We start from the raw sequence: 16,186 nt of genomic DNA, 5'->3' as shown, positions 1-16,186 counted from the left end.
CCCAGGTCATGGACCTCCTCGCGGAGCTCCAGCGCGAGATGAACATGGGCCTGATCCTGATCACCCACGACCTCGGCGTGGTCGCCGACGTCGCGGACAGGATCGCGGTCATGTACGCGGGCCGGATCGTGGAGTCGGCCCCCGTCCACGAGATCTACCAGGCGCCCGCGCACCCGTACACGCGCGGCCTGCTGGACTCCATCCCGCGCCTGGACCAGAAGGGCCAGGAGCTGTACGCGATCAAGGGCCTGCCGCCCAACCTGCTCCGGATCCCGCCCGGCTGCGCCTTCCACCCGCGCTGCCCGATGGCGCAGGAGGTCTGCCGCAGCGACGTCCCGCCGCTGTACCCGGTGACCGGGGCGCCCGCGCCGCGCGACAGCGCCTGCCACTTCTGGAAGGAGTGCCTCCATGGCTGAGCCCCTCCTGGAGGTGACGGATCTGGCCAAGCACTACCCGCTCACCCAGGGCGTCCTGTTCAAGAAGCAGGTCAGTGCGGTCAAGGCCGTCGACGGAGTCTCCTTCGGCCTGCACACCGGCGAGACGCTGGGAATCGTGGGGGAGTCCGGCTGCGGCAAGTCCACCGTGGCCAAGATGCTGGTCCACCTGGAACGGCCGACCGCCGGTTCGATCACGTACAAGGGCGAGGACATCAGCCGGCTGTCGGGGCGCGCCCTGAAGGCCGTGCGCCGCAACATCCAGATGGTCTTCCAGGACCCGTACACCTCGCTGAACCCGCGCATGACGGTCGGCGACATCATCGGCGAGCCGTACGAGATCCACCCCGAGGCGGCCCCGAAGGGCGACCGGCGCCGCAGGGTCCAGGAGCTCCTGGACGTCGTCGGCCTGAACCCGGAGTACGTCAACCGCTATCCGCACCAGTTCTCCGGCGGCCAGCGCCAGCGCATCGGCATCGCCCGCGGCCTGGCCCTCCGGCCCGAGATCATCGTCGCCGACGAACCGGTCTCCGCCCTGGACGTCTCCGTCCAGGCGCAGGTCGTCAACCTGCTGGAGAAGCTCCAGGACGAGTTCGACCTGTCCTACGTCTTCATCGCGCACGACCTCTCGATCGTCCGGCACATCTCCGACCGCGTCGGGGTCATGTACCTCGGCCGGATCGTGGAGATCGGCACGGACAGCGAGATCTACGAACACCCCACCCACCCCTACACCCAGGCGCTGCTTTCGGCCGTGCCCGTCCCCGACCCGCGGGCACGCGCCCACCGTGAGCGGATCATCCTCTCCGGCGACGTGCCGTCCCCGGCCGACCCGCCGTCGGGCTGCCGCTTCCGCACCCGCTGCTGGAAGGCCCGGGAGCGCTGCGCGGAGGAGGTCCCGCTGCTCGCGGTTCCGGAGGCGTTCCCCTCCGGCCCGGCGGCTCATCCGTCGGCGTGTCACTTCGCGGCGGAGAAGCAGGTGGTGCCGCACGTGCCGCCGGAGGAGGCGGACCGGGCGGGCGGACCGTACGAAGGCTGAGACGCCCACCCCGACGGGCGATCATTTCCGGCCACCCGCCGCGTTCCGGTTGCGAAGCCGAGCCGGACCGACAACTCGGTTTACACGGCGGCAACTTGACCGTTTCTGCCCCGAGATCTGGGGCATGCAGCCTGGGTGTCGTGCGGCCGTGCGGGTGCCGACAGCCGGCCGGGGGGCGCAACCGCCCCCCGGCCGGCCCGTGCGTGACCCCGCCCGTGCGCGGCATGCGCCCCTCGTGCTGCCGGATTTCGATCGATGCGCTGGCACGGATAGTTATGATCCGTAGCGCACGGTGGGTATGACTCTCGCCGAGCACGAATGCGCGTACCGATGTCCGCTCGACGTGGAGGTGAAACGCCGTGGCACTCTCGATCTCTGCCGTGGTGCTGCTGGCGATCATCGTCTTCCTGCTGGTCCGCCGGGCCGGCCTGAAGGCGGGACACGCGGTGGTCTGTGTGCTGCTCGGCTTCTACCTGGCGAGTTCCACCATCGCCCCGACCCTCAGCCAGCTCACCTCGAACGTGGCGAGCATGATCAGCGGCATCAAGTTCTAGATCGACCACGAGCCCCGCCGGGCAGGGCGGGCAGACCGGTTCCGGCGCGGGGCACCCCCTACGCTAGGCCCATGAACGGTCTTCCCGCCCGTCGTCTGCTCTTCGTGCACGCGCACCCCGACGACGAGTCGATCAACAACGGCGTCACCATGGCCAAGTACGCGGCCCAGGGCGCCCATGTCGCGCTGGTGACCTGCACCCTGGGCGAGGAGGGCGAGGTCATCCCGCCCGCCCTCGGCCACCTGACGGCCGACCGCGACGACGCCCTCGGCGCCCACCGGATCGGCGAGCTCGCCGCCGCCATGGCCGAACTGGGCGTCCACGACCACCGGTTCCTCGGCGGCCCCGGCCGCTACCGCGACTCCGGGATGATGGGCGCCCCGCAGAACCGCCGCCCGGAGGCCTTCTGGTCCGCCGACGTGGACGAGGCCGCCGCTTACCTCGTGGAGGTGATCCGGGAGCTGCGCCCGCAGGTCCTCGTCACCTACGACCCGGACGGCGGCTACGGGCACCCCGACCACATCCAGGCGCACCGGGTCGCGATGCGTGCCGCCGAACTGGCCGGCGAGAAGGCGTACCGGCGCGACCTCGGGGACCCCCACACGATCGGGAAAATCTACTGGAACCGGATCCCGCTGTCGGTGGTCGAGGAGGGCTTCGCCCGGCTCGGCGCTGCCGGAGACGGGGTGTCCTTCCCCGGGGTGGCCTCGCCCGCGGACGTGCCCGGCGTGGTCGACGACGCCCGGATCACCGCCGAGATCGACGCGGACGAGGCCCTCGTGGCGGCCAAGGCGGCCGCCATGCGGGCCCACGCCACCCAGATCGCCGTGGACGGCCCCTTCTTCGCGCTCTCCAACGACCTGGCGCAGCCGCTGTTCGCCCGCGAGTACTACGAACTCGTCGAGGGCAGCCCGGGCGTAGCGGCCGGCGAGCGCGAGCGCGACCTCTTCGCGGGGGTGGACGCGTGACCGGCCGCCTGACGGCGGGCCGGATCGCCGGCTGCCTGGGCCTGCTGCTGCTGGGCGCGCTGACCGGTGCGGCCGGCTGGCTGGTCGTGGACCTGTGGTTCCCCGCGGGCCTGCTGCTCGCGCTGCTGGCCCTCCTCGGGCTCTTCCTCGGCGGCCGGCTGGCCCTGGGGACCGGCCTCGGGGTGGGCGGTGGCGCGGTCGGCTGGTTCCTCGCCTACGTGGTGCTCAGCCTGCCGCGCCCCGAAGGGGACTTCGTCCTCGGTTCGTCCGGAATCGGCATGTACGCCTACCTTTTGGGCGGAGCGGCGCTCGCTGTGATGTGCGCCACGATCACCCTTCCCGCCGACCGGCCGGTTTCGGCCTCCCGGCCCGCCAAGTGACGTGGTGTCGGACCTCGTAGACGGTTCGGCCGAGCCGTGCGGGCAGGGCTCTCGTGGCACTTCAGGGGGGTTTGGCGGGCTCCAAGAGGAACCACTGATTCCCGGCCGTCAGTTGCGCGCGGGCGGCGGCCAGTATGGTGGACGGGCCGCCGAGCTGCCCGCGCACGGTATGACGGGCGGCGGAGCCAACCGGGAGAACCTGCCTTGAGTCGTGAAACCGACAGTTCGTCCTCCGGGCCCCAGGGGTCCGGGGGAGCCGCTTACCCCTCGGGTACGCCGCCGTACGGAACCGGCCAGTATCCGTCCACGACTGTGCCCGGGCCCGGCGCGGCGAACGCCCCGGAGGAGAACCCTGTGACCTCGAATCCGTCCACGCCCGAATCCGACGGGCCCAAGACCGAGACCACCCTGACGACCCGGATCCGGATCAACATCCCGGGTTCGCGGCCGATCCCCCCGGTGGTCGTGCGCAAGTCGATGGGCACCAACAGCGGCCCGTCCGGCAGCGGTGCGCCGACTGCGCCGGAGCCGTCGCCCGGGCAGCAGGCCGAGCCGCCGCTCCCGCAGCGCCCGGGTCCCCGGCCGACCCGTGTCGAGGCCGCACCCGAGCCGGACCCGGCCCCGGCGCAGGCCGAGGAGCCGGCCGCCAGCAACTGGTTCGCGCCCCGCAAGCCGCCCACCCCGGCGCCGGCGCCCACGCCGCCCGCCGCCGCGCAGATGCCGGCGGCCGCCCCGCCGCCGCCGCTCGCCCAGCGTGTGCCCGGCGCGACGCCGACCCCGCCCGGCAGCGGCTTCCCGCCCCCGCCGGACGTCCAGGGCCCGCCGGCGCCGGACGCCGCCTACGCGCCGCCGCGCACCCCGCCGCCGCCCGTGGCCGACTACGGCACGGGCTACGCCCCGCCGCAGGCGCCGGCCGCCCCGATGCCCGGGGCTCCCGGCGTCGGAGCGACCCAGGGCTTCCCCGCGTACGGCAGCGACCACGGCGACGCCGGCCCGTCCACCGAGGCGTTCCCCGTCTACAACGACCACGCCGACGGCCCGGCCGGCCCCACGGGCGGCCCCGGCTTCGGATCCCGCCCCGCCGGGGGCGGCGGCCCGTCCGCCGCGGACACCGCGGGCTGGCCCGGCCCCGACCTGGACGGCCCGCTGCCGACCCCGGTCCCGGCCCCCGCGCCCGCCGCCCCGCGTCCCACGCCGCCCGCGGACAAGAAAACCCCCGCGAAGCCCGCCAAGAAGGGCCGCTCCAAGCTGGTCCTCGTCGGCGGCGGCATCGTGGCGCTCATCGGCGTGGCCTACGGCGCCGGCCTGCTCCTGAACCACTCCGACGTCCCCAAGGGCACCACCGTCCTCGGCGTCGACATCAGCGGCAGCCGCGACGAGGCCGTCTCGAAGCTCCAGACGGCCTTCGGCACCCGCGCCGCGGCGCCGCTCCAGCTGACGGTCGGCGGCAAGCCGGTCGAGCTGAAGCCCGACAAGGCCGGCCTGACCCTGGACAGCCAGACCACCGTCCGCAACGCCGCCGGCAGCGACTACAACCCCGTCACGGTCATCGGCTCGCTCCTCGGCAACGAGCGCGTCGCCGACGCCGTCATGCCCGTCGACGAGGAGAAGCTCACGGTCGCGCTCCAGGAACTCGCCGGATCGGCGGGTTCCGTCACCGAGGGCACGATCACCTTCGACACCGGCAAGGCGGTCGCCGTGCCCGGCAAGGCGGGCACCACCCTGGACGTGGACGGCTCCGTCGACCTCGTCACCAAGGCCTTCCGCGACCAGGTCGGCACCGGCAGGGCGGCCGTGGTGGAACTGCCGACCACCACCAAGGAACCGACGATCAACCAGGCGGAACTGGACCGTGCGATGAAGGAGTTCGCCGAGCCCGCGATGTCCGCCAACGCCACGGTCAAGGCAGGCACCAAGTCCATCGCCTTCGGCAAGCTGTCGCTCCCCAAGATCCTCAGCATGCAGGCCGTGGACGGCCGGCTCACCGAGAAGTTCGACCTGGAGGCGCTGAAGACGACCTACGGGAACACCTTCGACGGGGTCATGATCACCCGAGGTACCGGCGCCAAGACCGCCGTCACCCCTCAGGACGTCGTCGGCGCGCTCGCCAAGGCGCTGCGCGGCAAGACCCCGGCCGAGCGGACGGTCGTCATCGACACCAATCCCAGCTGAGAACCGCACCCACGGTGCCCCCGCCCGGACCCCGGGCGGGGGCACCGGCGCACCAGGGCCCCGGCAGGGGCGGCGGGTGCGGTCAGTTCAGCAGGGCCCGGGCCGAGACGGCCTCAGCGCGGATCCGGGCCGCCGCGCCGTCGTCGACCGCCGCGACGACCTCCGCGTACGCGTCCAGTTCCGCCGCTCCCTCCCGGAAGGCCCCCCGCTCCACCAGCAGCCGCGCCCGCTCGTAGCGCAGTGATGCCGGGTGCGACGGCAGCAGCAGCGACAGCTCCAGGGCCCACAGGGCCACTCCCGACTGCTCCGGTCGGGTCGAGGCCCAGGCTCGGATGTTGGTCAGGATCCGCAGCACGATGTCCAGCGTCCGGGCCGGCGTACGCGGCCCCGACGCCAGTTCCGCCGGCCCTGCGCCCAGCGAGGCGCCGCCCGCGAACGGGTCGACCACCACGCCCTCCTCCGGATCGCCGAAGCCGACCACGAAATGCCCCGGCAGGCCCAGCCCGTACACCGGAGCGCCCGCTCGCCGGGCGACCTCCAGCCACACCACCGACAGCAGGATCGGCAGGCCCCGGCGGCGCCGCAGCACCTCGTGCAGCAGCGAGGACGACAGCCGCTCGTAGTCCGCCGGGGTGCCGTGGAAACCGAGGCGCCCGCCCAGCAGTTGCGTCACCGCCGAGGCCCACGCCCGCCCGCCCCGCAGACCGTACGGCAGCATCCCGGCCAGCCGGTCCAGTTCGATCTGGGCCCAGTCCATGGCGCGTTCGTCCAGGTCGGGGTCCGCCTCCGCCGCCAGCAGCAGGCACATCAGTGCCAGGTCCGGCCGCTCCGAGCGCGCCTGCGCGGCGAACTGCTCCCGCCTGGAGGGCGTGCTCACCGGGCCGCCCGGAAGTGGTGGTAGGTGTGGTGCGTCGCGAAGCCCAGCCCGTCGTACAGCGCCCGCGCGCCCGCGTTGTCCGTCTCGACCTGCAGCCATGCCGCCGACGCGCCCTCCTCCAGCGCGCGCCGCGCCAACGCGGCCATCACCGCCGTCGCGAGTCCTTCCCGCCGGTGGGCGGGATCGACCGTGACCGCCGCGAAGCCGGCCCACCGGCCGTCCACCACGCACCGTCCGATCGCCCGCCCCCCGGGCAGCGAGGCGAACCACACCGACGGACCCCGCACCAGGACCCGCCGGGCCACGTCCGGGTCGCCCACCCGCCCGTAACGCCCGAGCCACTCGGCGTCCGGGGCGCGGGTCAGCGTCACGGACCCGCTCGCGGGCGCGTCCACGTCGCCCAGCGGGGCCAGCGCCCCGATCCGGACCTCCGCCGACGCCTCGGACGCCCAACCCCGGCGCTCCAGCTCCGCGCACAGCAGCTCCTGCGTGCCGGCGGCCCCCGTGGCGGCCTGCACGTACGCCGGAAGTCCTCGTTCGGCATACCAGGAGGTCACTCGCGCGAGTGCATCATCCAGCGGTATGCCCGGGTCGCCGACCGGCAGAACGGAGTTGGCCCGCCGGGTGAACCCGGCGGACGCGCGCAGCGTCCACCCGCCCAGCGGCTCGCTCTCCAACGGCTGCCAGCCCCGCGCGCAGACCCTCGTCAGCTCCTCGAAGGAGGCCGCCGGGCCCCGCCGGCGGGCCGGCGCCGCGGGTACGACCTTCCCCGCGACCAGGGAGGATTCCGGGATGCGGACGGACTCCCCGCTCTTCTTTGTGATCAGCAGCACACCGTGGTCCCAGGATGTGAGAACACCGACCGTGTCCGTGAACTCGGGTGATCCGCCCAGCCCGGTCTCCACCCGTCGTACAGAGACACGTTTACCCACGTCAGCCGGGGTGATTCGGACCTCCAGCAGTCCTCCGGCAGTGATTTCCACAGCTCTGTCCGCCCCTCCTGTTCGGATCGTGCCCGGGAACGGAGATACTAGGTGCGGGCATCGACGACGCCGCGCTCCCGCGCGATATGGAAAGCCCTACCGAGGAGGAACGAGAGCGTGACCTACGTCATCGCGGAGCCTTGTGTCGACGTCAAGGACAAGGCATGCATCGAAGAGTGCCCCGTCGACTGCATCTACGAGGGCCAGCGGTCCCTGTACATCCACCCGGACGAGTGCGTCGACTGTGGTGCGTGTGAGCCGGTCTGCCCGGTCGAGGCCATCTTCTACGAGGACGACACTCCGGAGGAGTGGAAGGACTACTACAAGGCGAACGTCGAGTTCTTCGACGAGCTCGGCTCGCCCGGTGGTGCCTCCAAGCTGGGCCTGATCGAGCGCGACCACCCGTTCGTCGCGGGGCTGCCCGCCGGCATCAACGGCGAGCACTGACCTTTCACGGCAGAAGCGCCCCCGGTCCCGTACGGCCTTCCCGCCGCACGGGACCGCGGTGTTTTCCGACCCGTTCCACCCCGTAGGCACAGACCGCACCCAGAGAGAGCAGAGACCACCGTGGCCGCAGTATCCGACCGTCTTCCCGCCTTCCCCTGGGACAAGCTGGAGCCGTACAAGAAGACGGCGGCGGCCCACCCCGACGGCATCGTCGACCTGTCCGTCGGCACGCCCGTGGACCCGGTACCGGCAGTGGTCCGGCAGGCCCTGACCGACGCCGCCGACTCCCCGGGGTACCCGACGGTGTGGGGGACGCCCGCCCTGCGCGACGCCGTCACGGACTGGCTGCGCGGCCGGCTCGGCGCGAGCGCCGCCGGGCACCGCAACGTCCTGCCGGTCGTCGGCTCGAAGGAACTGGTGGCCTGGCTGCCGACCCAGCTGGGCCTGGGCGCCGGCGACCAGGTCGCCCACCCCCGGCTCGCCTACCCCACGTACGAGGTCGGCGCGCGGCTGTGCGGCGCGGAGCCGGTGGTCTACGACGACCCGACCACCGACCTCGACCCGGCCCGCGTGAAGCTGCTGTGGCTCAACTCCCCCTCCAACCCCACCGGCAAGGTCATCGACAAGGCCGAGCTGGTCCGGATCGTGGCCTGGGCGCGGGAGCACGGGATCCTGCTCTTCAGCGACGAGTGCTACCTGGAGCTGGGCTGGGAGGCCGAGCCCGTCTCCGTCCTCCACGACGACGTGTGCGGCGGCTCGTACGAGGGCATCGTCGCCGTCCACTCCCTCTCCAAGCGCTCCAACCTGGCGGGCTACCGGGCCGCCTTCGTCGCCGGTGACGCGGCCGTGCTCGGCGAGCTGCTGGAGATCCGCAAGCACGGCGGGATGATGACCCCCGCCCCGGTGCAGGCGGCCACGGTGGCGGCGCTCGGCGACGACCAGCACGTCGCGGAGCAGCGCGAGCGCTACGCGGCCCGCCGTACGGCGCTCCGCGGGGCCCTGGAGGCGCACGGCTTCCGGGTGGAGCACAGCGAGGCGAGCCTCTACCTGTGGGTCACCCGCGACGAGCCCTGCTGGGACACCGTCGCCCACCTCGCGGACCTGGGCATCCTGGTGGCCCCCGGTGACTTCTACGGCGAGGCGGGCGCCCGCTTCGTGCGGGTCGCCTTCACCGCCACCGACGAGCGCGTGGAGGCTGCGGTCAAGCGCCTCGGCTGACCGGCCCCGGGACGGCCGAGGGGGCCGGGAGTGCGCACACTCCCGGCCCCCTCGGGGTCGCCCGGTGTCAGCCCTGCAGCGCGCCGCCGGGCAGTCCCGCCGGCAGGACATCGCCCACGGGCAGTGCGGAGACGGGCAGCTCCTGCGTGGTGGGCAGACCGCCGAGCAGGCCGCCCGCCTGGCCGGCCAGGTCGGAGGCGGGCGCCGGCAGGGTCTTGGCCGCGGCACCCGCGGTGCCGACGGCGTCGGTGGCCGTTCCCGTGGCCGTGTCGGCGGTGGCCGCGGGCGCGTCCGTGGCGGTGAGTGCGCCCAGCTGCGGCACGGACTCCAGACCGGCGGCGTTGGCCGCGCCGGCCGCACCGACCACGGGCGCTGCCCCGGCTGCGACGAGCAGCGCGGCACGGGCGATCCGACGGGTCAGGGGGAGGGACATGATGCTCCTAAGCGGTAGCGGCTGAGTACGGCCTGACTAACCGCTCACGGGGCGGGTGGGGTTGCGGCGCCCTCGGGTAAAGGATCGGTAACGCATCGTTTAATCGGCTTCCGCGACAAACGCATTGGATGCGCGCCGACCAGGGCTTTCCGCCCATTCGGCCGCCCTGGGCGGCCGCCGCCCTAGCGGGTGATCACCCCCGGGCGGGTGATCGCTCGCACGCGCGGCCGGGTGCTTCCCGCTGACCGTGCCCGCTCCGACGGAACCCGGCCGGGCCCCGGCGGATCAGCGGGCCATGAAGATCCGCACCTCGCCGGGCGCCGCCCCGTAGGGGTCGCCGTCGCCGTTCTTGGCGCCCGCGTCCTCCCGGCCCTGCCAGCGGCCCCGGTCCTTGCCCGCGACCCAGCCGCGCAGGTCGTACGAGACCCTGGCGATGCCCATCTCGCGCGCGTTGGCCACCGCCCAGTGGGCCATCGCCCGGCTGCGGCGCGTCGCGGCCTCGCCCGCGTCCCGCTTCTCCACCATCGTGATCTCGGGCTCCTCGACGCTGCGGCCGCCGGCGCTGCGGCCGGCCTGCCCGCCCTGGCCGCCCTGCGGACCGGCCGTGTGCATCCCGTCCTTGCCGAAGATCCGCTCCAGGCCCGCGCGCACCTTCTGCGGATCGCCGGGCTGCGTGGGCGCCGGACCGCCGCAGTCCAGGCTGCCGCCGCCGGCGAAGGCCGCGGTCAGCACCGTCGCGTCCGGCTCGTGCTTGGCGTAGGCCTGCGGGTACCCGCTGCGCTGCACCTTCTGGGCGGCCACCGTCAGCGGCAGCCGGGAGTACCCCGGCACGTCGACGAGGTGGTCGTAGAAGATCCCGGCCGAGTAGACCGGGTCCGTGATCTGCTCCGGGGTGCCCCAGCCCATCGACGGCCGCTGCTGGAAGAGCCCGAGGGAGTCGCGGTCGCCGTGGTCGAGGTTGCGCAGGGCCGACTCCTGCATGGCGGTCGCCAGGGCGATGGTGACGGCCCGGTCGGGAAGGCCCTTGGCGATGCCGACCGCGGCTATCGTCGCCGCGTTGGCCGCCTGCTCCGGGGACATCTCGTACTTCTCGGTACCGCCGTCGCGGCCGGACGCGTCCGCACGGGCGACGCAGAAGGGGGCGCCCCCGCCGTTCGAGGCGCGCTGGACGGCGAAGTACCCGATCACCGAAAGGAGAACGAGCAGGCCGACGGCCACACGCAGCGGCCTGCGGCGGCGAGGACGGGGTACACGGATCTCGGACACGCGGCCCACCGTACTTGAGGCATATGGCGCGTCCACCGGCCGGACGAGGGACGCTTCGCCACACCCCGGGGCGTTAGGGTCAGTTCCATGTCCGAATCCGAGCTGGACCTCACCCTGGACGCCGCCGAGCTGACCGCCCGGCTCGTCGACATCCCTTCCGTGAGCGGCGACGAGAAGGTACTCGCCGACCTCGTGGAACACGCGTTGCGCGGCCTGCCCCACCTCACGGTGGACCGTTTCGGCAACAACGTCGTCGCCCGCACGCACCTCGGGCGCCCCGAGCGCGTGGTGCTCGCGGGCCACCTCGACACGGTGCCGATCGCCGACAACGTCCCCTCGCGCCTGGACGAGAACGGCGTCCTGTGGGGCTGCGGCACCACCGACATGAAGTCCGGCGTGGCCGTGCAGCTGCGCATCGCCGCGACCGTGCCCGAGCCCAACCGGGACCTCACCTTCGTCTTCTACGACCAGGAGGAGGTCGCCGCCGACCTCAACGGCCTCGGCAAGGTCGCAGAAGCCCACCCGGACTGGCTCACGGGCGACTTCGCGGTGCTGCTGGAGCCCTCGAACGCCGAGGTCGAGGGCGGCTGCCAGGGCACCCTGCGGGTGCTGCTGCGCACCGCCGGCGAGCGCGCCCACTCCGCCCGCAGCTGGATGGGCTCCAACGCCATCCACACGGCGAGCCCGATCCTGGCCCGGTTGGCCGCGTACGAGCCCCGCAGGCCGGTCATCGACGGCCTGGAGTACCACGAGGGCCTCAACGCCGTCCGCATCGAGGGCGGCGTCGCCAACAACGTCATCCCCGACGCGTGCACCGTGACCGTCAACTTCCGCTACGCCCCCGACCGCAGCGAGGCCGACGCGCTCGCCCACGTCCGCGAGGTGTTCGCGGACTGCGACATCGCCGAGTTCGTGGTCGACGACTCCTCCGGCGGGGCCCTGCCGGGGCTCTCGCACCCCGCGGCCGCCGCCTTCATGGAGGCGGTGGGCGGCCGGGCCATGCCGAAGTTCGGCTGGACGGACGTGTCCCGCTTCAGTGCGCTGGGCGTCCCGGCGGTGAACTACGGGCCGGGTGACGCGCTGCTGGCCCACAAGGTCGACGAACGCGTGGAGACGAAGGCGATCCTGCACTGCGAGGAACGACTCCGCGCCTGGCTGACCACCTGAATTACGCTCCCCGTCACCTTCGTGCGCCTACCCTGATCCAACGATCAGCAGGAGGGAGCACATCATGGGCAACCCCGACACGTCCGGCGGGTCCGCTCGTCACCGGCCCGAGGAGCAGCAGCTCGGGCCGGTGCTGAGGCGGCGCAGCCAGGTGCAGGCGGGCAGTACGACGGACCAGCGGCTGCTGGACTCCGCCGGGCCCTCCGAATGGGTGCACACCGATCCCTGGCGGGTCCTGCGCATCCAGTCGGAGTTCATCGAGGGCTTCGGCACGCTGGCCGAGCTGCCGCCCGCGATCAGCGTGTTCGGCTCGGCCCGCACCCCCGAGGGCTCGCCCGAGTACGAGGCCGGCGTCCGGATCGGCAGCGCGCTGGTCGACGCCGGGTTCGCGGTGATCACCGGCGGCGGCCCCGGAGCAATGGAGGCCGCCAACAGGGGCGCCCGCGAGGCCAACGGCATCTCCGTCGGCCTGGGCATCGAGCTCCCCTTCGAGCAGGGGCTCAACGAGCACGTCGACCTCGGCCTGAACTTCCGGTACTTCTTCGTCCGCAAGACGATGTTCGTGAAGTACAGCCAGGGCTTCGTCGTACTGCCCGGCGGGCTGGGCACCCTGGACGAGCTGTTCGAGGCCCTGACCCTGGTCCAGACGCAGAAGATCACCCGCTTCCCCATCGTGCTGTTCGGCACGGAGTACTGGAGCGGCCTGGTCGACTGGCTGCGGGGCACCGTGATCGCCCAGGGCAAGGCCTCCGAGAAGGACCTCTACCTCTTCCACGTCACCGACGACGTGGAAGAGGCGATCGCCCTGGTGACGAAGGAAGTCGGGAAGTAGGACCGCCGCCGCGGGCCGGCTCCGGCCGGCCCGCGGGATCAGGCCAGGCCGCGGCGGGCGACCGCGGGCGGCCGGTGCCCCTGGATCGAGCGGACCATGTCCAGCACCTGCCGGGTCTCCGCGACCTCGTGGACGCGGTAGACCTGCGCGCCCAGCCAGGCCGAGACGGCCGTGGTGGCCAGGGTGCCCAGCAGCCGCTCCTTGACCGGCCGGTCCAGGGTCTCGCCGACGAAGTCCTTGTTGGACAGCGAGACCAGCACCGGCCAGCCCGTCGCCGTCATCTCCTCCAGCCGCCGGGTCGCCTCCAGCGAGTGGCGGGTGTTCTTGCCGAAGTCGTGCCCCGGGTCGATCATGATCGCGTCCCGTCGGACTCCGAGGGCCGCGGCCCGCTCGGCGAGTCCGACCGTCACCCGCAGGATGTCCGCCATCACGTCCTCGTACGCGATCCGGTGCGGCCGGGTGCGCGGCTCGACCCCGCCGGCGTGCGTGCAGACCAGGCCGGCGCCGTGGCGCGCCGCGACCTCCGCCAGTCGCGGGTCCACCCCGCCCCACGCGTCGTTGAGCAGGTCCGCCCCGGCCTCGCACACCGCCTCGCCGACCTCGTGCCGCCAGGTGTCCACGCTGATGACCACGTCCGGATGGCGGCGGCGGACCTCGGCCACGAAGCCGACCGTGCGCCGGGCCTCCTCGGCCGCGTCCACGTGCTCGCCCGGGCCCGCCTTGACCCCGCCGATGTCGATGATCGCGGCGCCCTCGGCCACGGCCTGCTCCACCCGGTCCAGTGCGGGCTCGTCGCGGAACGTCGCGCCCTGGTCGTAGAACGAGTCCGGGGTCCGGTTCACGATGGCCATGATCACCGGCTCGTGGGTGTCGAACTCGCGCCTGCCCAGTCGCAGCATCCTGCTCTTTCCTCCTTCGGCGGCCCTCGCGCCTCGCCAGCGACCTTAACCTGGTGGCCGGAGTCTCTCAGGGGAGTTGATCGTGTTCTTCTTCTTGATGATCGCGCTGGTCGTGGTCGTGGCAGCGGTCACCCTCGCCGTGATCGGCGGCGGCTCGGAGGCCGTCCTGCCGGAGGCCGAGCCGGACCGGGTGGCGGACGGGCTGCCGGAGACCCGGCCCGTGGTGCGGGAGGACATCGACGCGCTGCGGCTGCCCGTCGCGCCGCGCGGCTACCGCATGGCGGAGGTGGACGACGTACTGGAGCGGCTCGCGGCGGAACTCGCCGAGCGCGACGCGCGGATCGCGATGCTGACGGGAACCGGCTCGCCGGTGCCCGCGGCCCCGCAGGACGCGCCCGGCCCGGTCGACCTCAGCAAGGGCGGTGAGGGGTGAGCGGCCCCGCGGCCGGCCCGGACGGCCTGCTGCGCTGCCCGTGGGCGCTGTCCACACCGGACTACATCGCCTACCACGACGCAGAATGGGGCCGTCCGGTCCACGGCGACGACGCCCTGTACGAGCGGCTGTGCCTGGAGGCCTTCCAGTCGGGGCTGTCCTGGCTGACGATCCTTCGCCGGCGCGAGGGCTTCCGCAAGGCCTTCTCCGACTTCTCCATCGCGGCCGTCGCCGAGTTCGGCGTTGCGGACGCCGAGCGGCTGCTGGCCGACGAGGGGATCATCCGCAACCGGGCCAAGATCGAGGCGACCCTGGCCAACGCCAAGGTCCTCGCCGGCTGGGAGGCCGGCGAGCTGGACACCCTGATCTGGTCCCACGCCCCCGAGGAGCCCGGCCCCGCCCCGCTCACGGTCGGCGACGTCCCCGCGGTCACCCCGGAGTCCACCGCCCTCGCCAAGGCCCTCAAGAAGGCGGGCATCCGCTTCGTCGGCCCGACCACCGCCTACGCCCTGATGCAGGCGTGCGGCCTGGTCGACGACCACCTGGCCGCCTGCGCCCTGCGCGACCCGGCGTAGGACGCCCGCGCGGGGGCCGGCCCGCCGGCCGCGCCCGCCCGGGCCGGTCGACGAGCCACCCGGGGCCCGGGGCGCGCGCACGGCCGCGCGGCTCAGCGGCCGAGGTACTTCGGGGGCTGCTTGGCCAGGAAGGCCTGGACGGCGATGGAGTGGTCCTCGGAGGCCCCCGCCCGCGTCTGCAGGACGTCCTCGTGCGCCAGCGACTCCGCGAGCGTGTGCGAGGCCCCGTACGCCAGGGACTCCTTCAGCGCGGCGTAGGCCACCGTCGGGCCCTCGGCCAGCGCGCGGGCCACCGCCTCGGCCTCGGCGTGCAGGGAGTCCGACGGCACCAGGCGGTTGACGATGCCGAGGTCGTACGCCTCCTGCGCCTTGATCGACCGCGGGAAGAGCAGCAGGTCCGAGGCGCGGGACGCGCCGATCAGGCGGGGCAGGGTCCAGGACATCCCGGAGTCGGCCGTGAGCGCCACGCCGGCGAACGAGGTGTTGAAGGAGGCGGTGTCGGCGACGACGCGGAAGTCGGCCGCCAGCGCGAAGCCGAAGCCGGCCCCGGCCGCGACACCGTTGACGCCGGCCACCACGGGCTTCGGCATCTCGGTGAGCGCCCGCACGATCGGGTTGTAGTGCTCCTTGACCGTGTTCATGGTCAGCGAGGAGCCGGTCTCGCGGTCCGCGGCGAGGTTGCCGATGTGCTCCTTGAGGTCCTGGCCGACGCAGAAGGCGCGGTTCCCCGCCGCGGTCAGCAGGACCGCCCGGACGGCGCCGTCCTCGGCCGCCGCCCGTGCCGCGTCGCGCAGAGCCACCTTGGCCTCGGTGTTCATCGCGTTCATCGCGTCGGGACGGTTGATCGTGATGGTCGCGAGTCCGTCGGTCACTTCGTAGAGCACACTGTCGGCCATGGCAGGGGGTCCCCCTTCGTCGCGGGCTTCGCTACCGGCCGGTACCGGCCGGTGCAAGGGCCAGCATGGCGGACCGGACGCGGAGCGCACATGTGATGTGTGTCAAAGAAAGCGGAAGGGCTTCCCCAGGTGCGGCGGCGAAGTATCGCAGGCGGATCCCCGAAATGAGTGGTTTTGGCCGAGCGCGTTGCGCAAGCGTTCCCGGGTGATGTTGGTCATCGGGTCCTGACATGCGGGATAATGGCTGGGAAGCAATGTGTTCGATGCCGGGTACTAGGCGCCTGAATGGGGCCGTCGGCTGACGATGAGCTGGTTTCAGGAAGGGGAACGAGCATGGCGGCCATGAAGCCGCGGACGGGCGACGGCCCGCTCGAGGTCACCAAGGAGGGGCGGGGCATCGTCATGCGCGTACCGCTCGAGGGCGGCGGTCGGCTTGTCGTCGAGCTGACCCCGGATGAGGCGGACGCCCTGGGTGACGCCCTGAAGAAGGTCGTCGGCTGACCCGCTGACAGCACTTCCACCTTCTGTTTTCGCATTCTCTGCGCTGCCCCGACCGTGATCAGCGGCCGGGGCAGCGTTGTGTCGTGTCCCAGGACCAGCATCCCCGGTGGAG

19 protein-coding genes are annotated in these 16,186 nt (G+C 73.0%); 13 read left to right on the top strand and 6 right to left on the bottom strand.

What is annotated here, in order from left to right; genetic code table 11:
• The 6 genes from IF89_RS0126095 to IF89_RS44740 all read left to right on the top strand — a co-directional run.
• Nucleotides 1-416 (top strand): oligopeptide/dipeptide ABC transporter ATP-binding protein (locus tag IF89_RS0126095; protein WP_030772887.1); only part of this gene is annotated, 416 nt, incomplete at its 5' end.
• Nucleotides 409-1,473, top strand: a complete 1,065-nt coding sequence (locus tag IF89_RS0126090) for an ABC transporter ATP-binding protein (RefSeq protein ID WP_030772884.1) — start codon at nucleotides 409-411, stop codon at nucleotides 1,471-1,473. The genes IF89_RS0126095 and IF89_RS0126090, both read left to right, overlap by 8 nt.
• Nucleotides 1,474-1,832: 359 nt before the next feature.
• Nucleotides 1,833-2,027, top strand: coding sequence for a hypothetical protein (locus IF89_RS0126085; protein WP_030036986.1), 195 nt, complete (start codon nucleotides 1,833-1,835; stop codon nucleotides 2,025-2,027).
• Nucleotides 2,028-2,098: 71 nt separating this feature from the next.
• Nucleotides 2,099-2,995 carry an N-acetyl-1-D-myo-inositol-2-amino-2-deoxy-alpha-D-glucopyranoside deacetylase gene (gene mshB / locus IF89_RS0126080; RefSeq protein ID WP_030772881.1) on the top strand — a complete coding sequence of 299 codons (897 nt, stop codon included), beginning with the start codon at nucleotides 2,099-2,101 and terminating at the stop codon, nucleotides 2,993-2,995.
• Nucleotides 2,992-3,375, top strand: a complete 384-nt coding sequence (locus IF89_RS0126075) for a DUF6113 family protein (protein WP_030772878.1) — start codon at nucleotides 2,992-2,994, stop codon at nucleotides 3,373-3,375. Before mshB ends, IF89_RS0126075 begins: the two co-directional genes overlap by 4 nt.
• Before the next feature lie 204 nt (nucleotides 3,376-3,579).
• Nucleotides 3,580-5,547 carry a hypothetical protein gene (locus IF89_RS44740; RefSeq protein WP_030772874.1) on the top strand — a complete coding sequence of 656 codons (1,968 nt, stop codon included), beginning with the start codon at nucleotides 3,580-3,582 and terminating at the stop codon, nucleotides 5,545-5,547.
• An 82-nt stretch (nucleotides 5,548-5,629) separates the two neighbouring features.
• Here IF89_RS44740 and IF89_RS0126065 read toward each other — a convergent pair whose 3' ends face one another.
• Nucleotides 5,630-6,355 carry a transglutaminase-like domain-containing protein gene (locus tag IF89_RS0126065; RefSeq protein ID WP_234327876.1) on the bottom strand — a complete coding sequence of 242 codons (726 nt, stop codon included), beginning with the start codon at nucleotides 6,353-6,355 and terminating at the stop codon, nucleotides 5,630-5,632.
• A gap of 65 nt (nucleotides 6,356-6,420) precedes the next feature.
• On the bottom strand, nucleotides 6,421-7,407 hold the full coding sequence (locus tag IF89_RS0126060; RefSeq protein WP_030772869.1) for a GNAT family N-acetyltransferase: 987 nt from the start codon (nucleotides 7,405-7,407) through the stop codon (nucleotides 6,421-6,423).
• Between the two features lie 117 nt (nucleotides 7,408-7,524).
• Between IF89_RS0126060 and fdxA the strand changes: the two genes are divergently transcribed.
• Together fdxA and dapC are read left to right on the top strand one after the other, a co-directional pair.
• The gene (gene fdxA, locus IF89_RS0126055; protein WP_030027294.1) at nucleotides 7,525-7,854 is read left to right on the top strand and encodes a ferredoxin; all 330 of its coding nucleotides are present in this window, start codon (nucleotides 7,525-7,527) and stop codon (nucleotides 7,852-7,854) included.
• 120 nt (nucleotides 7,855-7,974) lie between these two features.
• Nucleotides 7,975-9,072, top strand: coding sequence for a succinyldiaminopimelate transaminase (gene dapC / locus IF89_RS0126050; protein ID WP_030772867.1), 1,098 nt, complete (start codon nucleotides 7,975-7,977; stop codon nucleotides 9,070-9,072).
• 67 nt (nucleotides 9,073-9,139) lie between these two features.
• Here dapC and IF89_RS41530 read toward each other — a convergent pair whose 3' ends face one another.
• The gene (locus tag IF89_RS41530; RefSeq protein WP_030772864.1) at nucleotides 9,140-9,505 is read right to left on the bottom strand and encodes a hypothetical protein; all 366 of its coding nucleotides are present in this window, start codon (nucleotides 9,503-9,505) and stop codon (nucleotides 9,140-9,142) included.
• A gap of 285 nt (nucleotides 9,506-9,790) precedes the next feature.
• A complete protein-coding gene (locus IF89_RS0126040) occupies nucleotides 9,791-10,771 on the bottom strand; it encodes a hypothetical protein (RefSeq protein WP_063831346.1) in 981 nt (326 codons plus the stop codon).
• Nucleotides 10,772-10,858: 87 nt separating this feature from the next.
• Between IF89_RS0126040 and dapE the strand changes: the two genes are divergently transcribed.
• On the top strand, nucleotides 10,859-11,938 hold the full coding sequence (gene dapE / locus IF89_RS0126035) for a succinyl-diaminopimelate desuccinylase (protein WP_030772858.1): 1,080 nt from the start codon (nucleotides 10,859-10,861) through the stop codon (nucleotides 11,936-11,938).
• Nucleotides 11,939-12,002: 64 nt separating this feature from the next.
• Nucleotides 12,003-12,770, top strand: a complete 768-nt coding sequence (locus tag IF89_RS0126030; RefSeq protein WP_030772856.1) for a TIGR00730 family Rossman fold protein — start codon at nucleotides 12,003-12,005, stop codon at nucleotides 12,768-12,770.
• 38 nt (nucleotides 12,771-12,808) lie between these two features.
• Here IF89_RS0126030 and folP read toward each other — a convergent pair whose 3' ends face one another.
• Entirely contained in the window at nucleotides 12,809-13,669 is an 861-nt protein-coding gene (gene folP / locus IF89_RS0126025) for a dihydropteroate synthase (RefSeq protein ID WP_030772854.1), read from the bottom strand.
• Between the two features lie 76 nt (nucleotides 13,670-13,745).
• On the opposite strand from folP, the gene IF89_RS0126020 reads away from it, so the two are divergent.
• A complete protein-coding gene (locus tag IF89_RS0126020) occupies nucleotides 13,746-14,102 on the top strand; it encodes a DivIVA domain-containing protein (RefSeq protein WP_234327873.1) in 357 nt (118 codons plus the stop codon).
• Entirely contained in the window at nucleotides 14,099-14,677 is a 579-nt protein-coding gene (locus IF89_RS0126015; protein WP_030772850.1) for a DNA-3-methyladenine glycosylase I, read from the top strand. Before IF89_RS0126020 ends, IF89_RS0126015 begins: the two co-directional genes overlap by 4 nt.
• Nucleotides 14,678-14,769: 92 nt before the next feature.
• Here the strand turns inward: IF89_RS0126015 and IF89_RS0126010 are convergent, their stop codons facing one another.
• Nucleotides 14,770-15,573: an enoyl-CoA hydratase/isomerase family protein gene (locus IF89_RS0126010; RefSeq protein WP_030772848.1), complete on the bottom strand. Its 804-nt coding sequence runs from the start codon at nucleotides 15,571-15,573 to the stop codon at nucleotides 14,770-14,772.
• A 333-nt stretch (nucleotides 15,574-15,906) separates the two neighbouring features.
• Between IF89_RS0126010 and IF89_RS42435 the strand changes: the two genes are divergently transcribed.
• Nucleotides 15,907-16,074: a DUF3117 domain-containing protein gene (locus IF89_RS42435; RefSeq protein WP_003966491.1), complete on the top strand. Its 168-nt coding sequence runs from the start codon at nucleotides 15,907-15,909 to the stop codon at nucleotides 16,072-16,074.
• Nucleotides 16,075-16,186 lie beyond the last annotated feature (112 nt).

The sequence above is a fragment of the Streptomyces sp. NRRL F-2664 genome (assembly GCF_000719345.1).
Classification (GTDB): Bacteria; Actinomycetota; Actinomycetes; order Streptomycetales; family Streptomycetaceae; genus Streptomyces.
The sequence above is the reverse complement of the archived record's forward strand: the minus strand, read 5'-3'. Positions and strand labels throughout refer to the sequence as shown.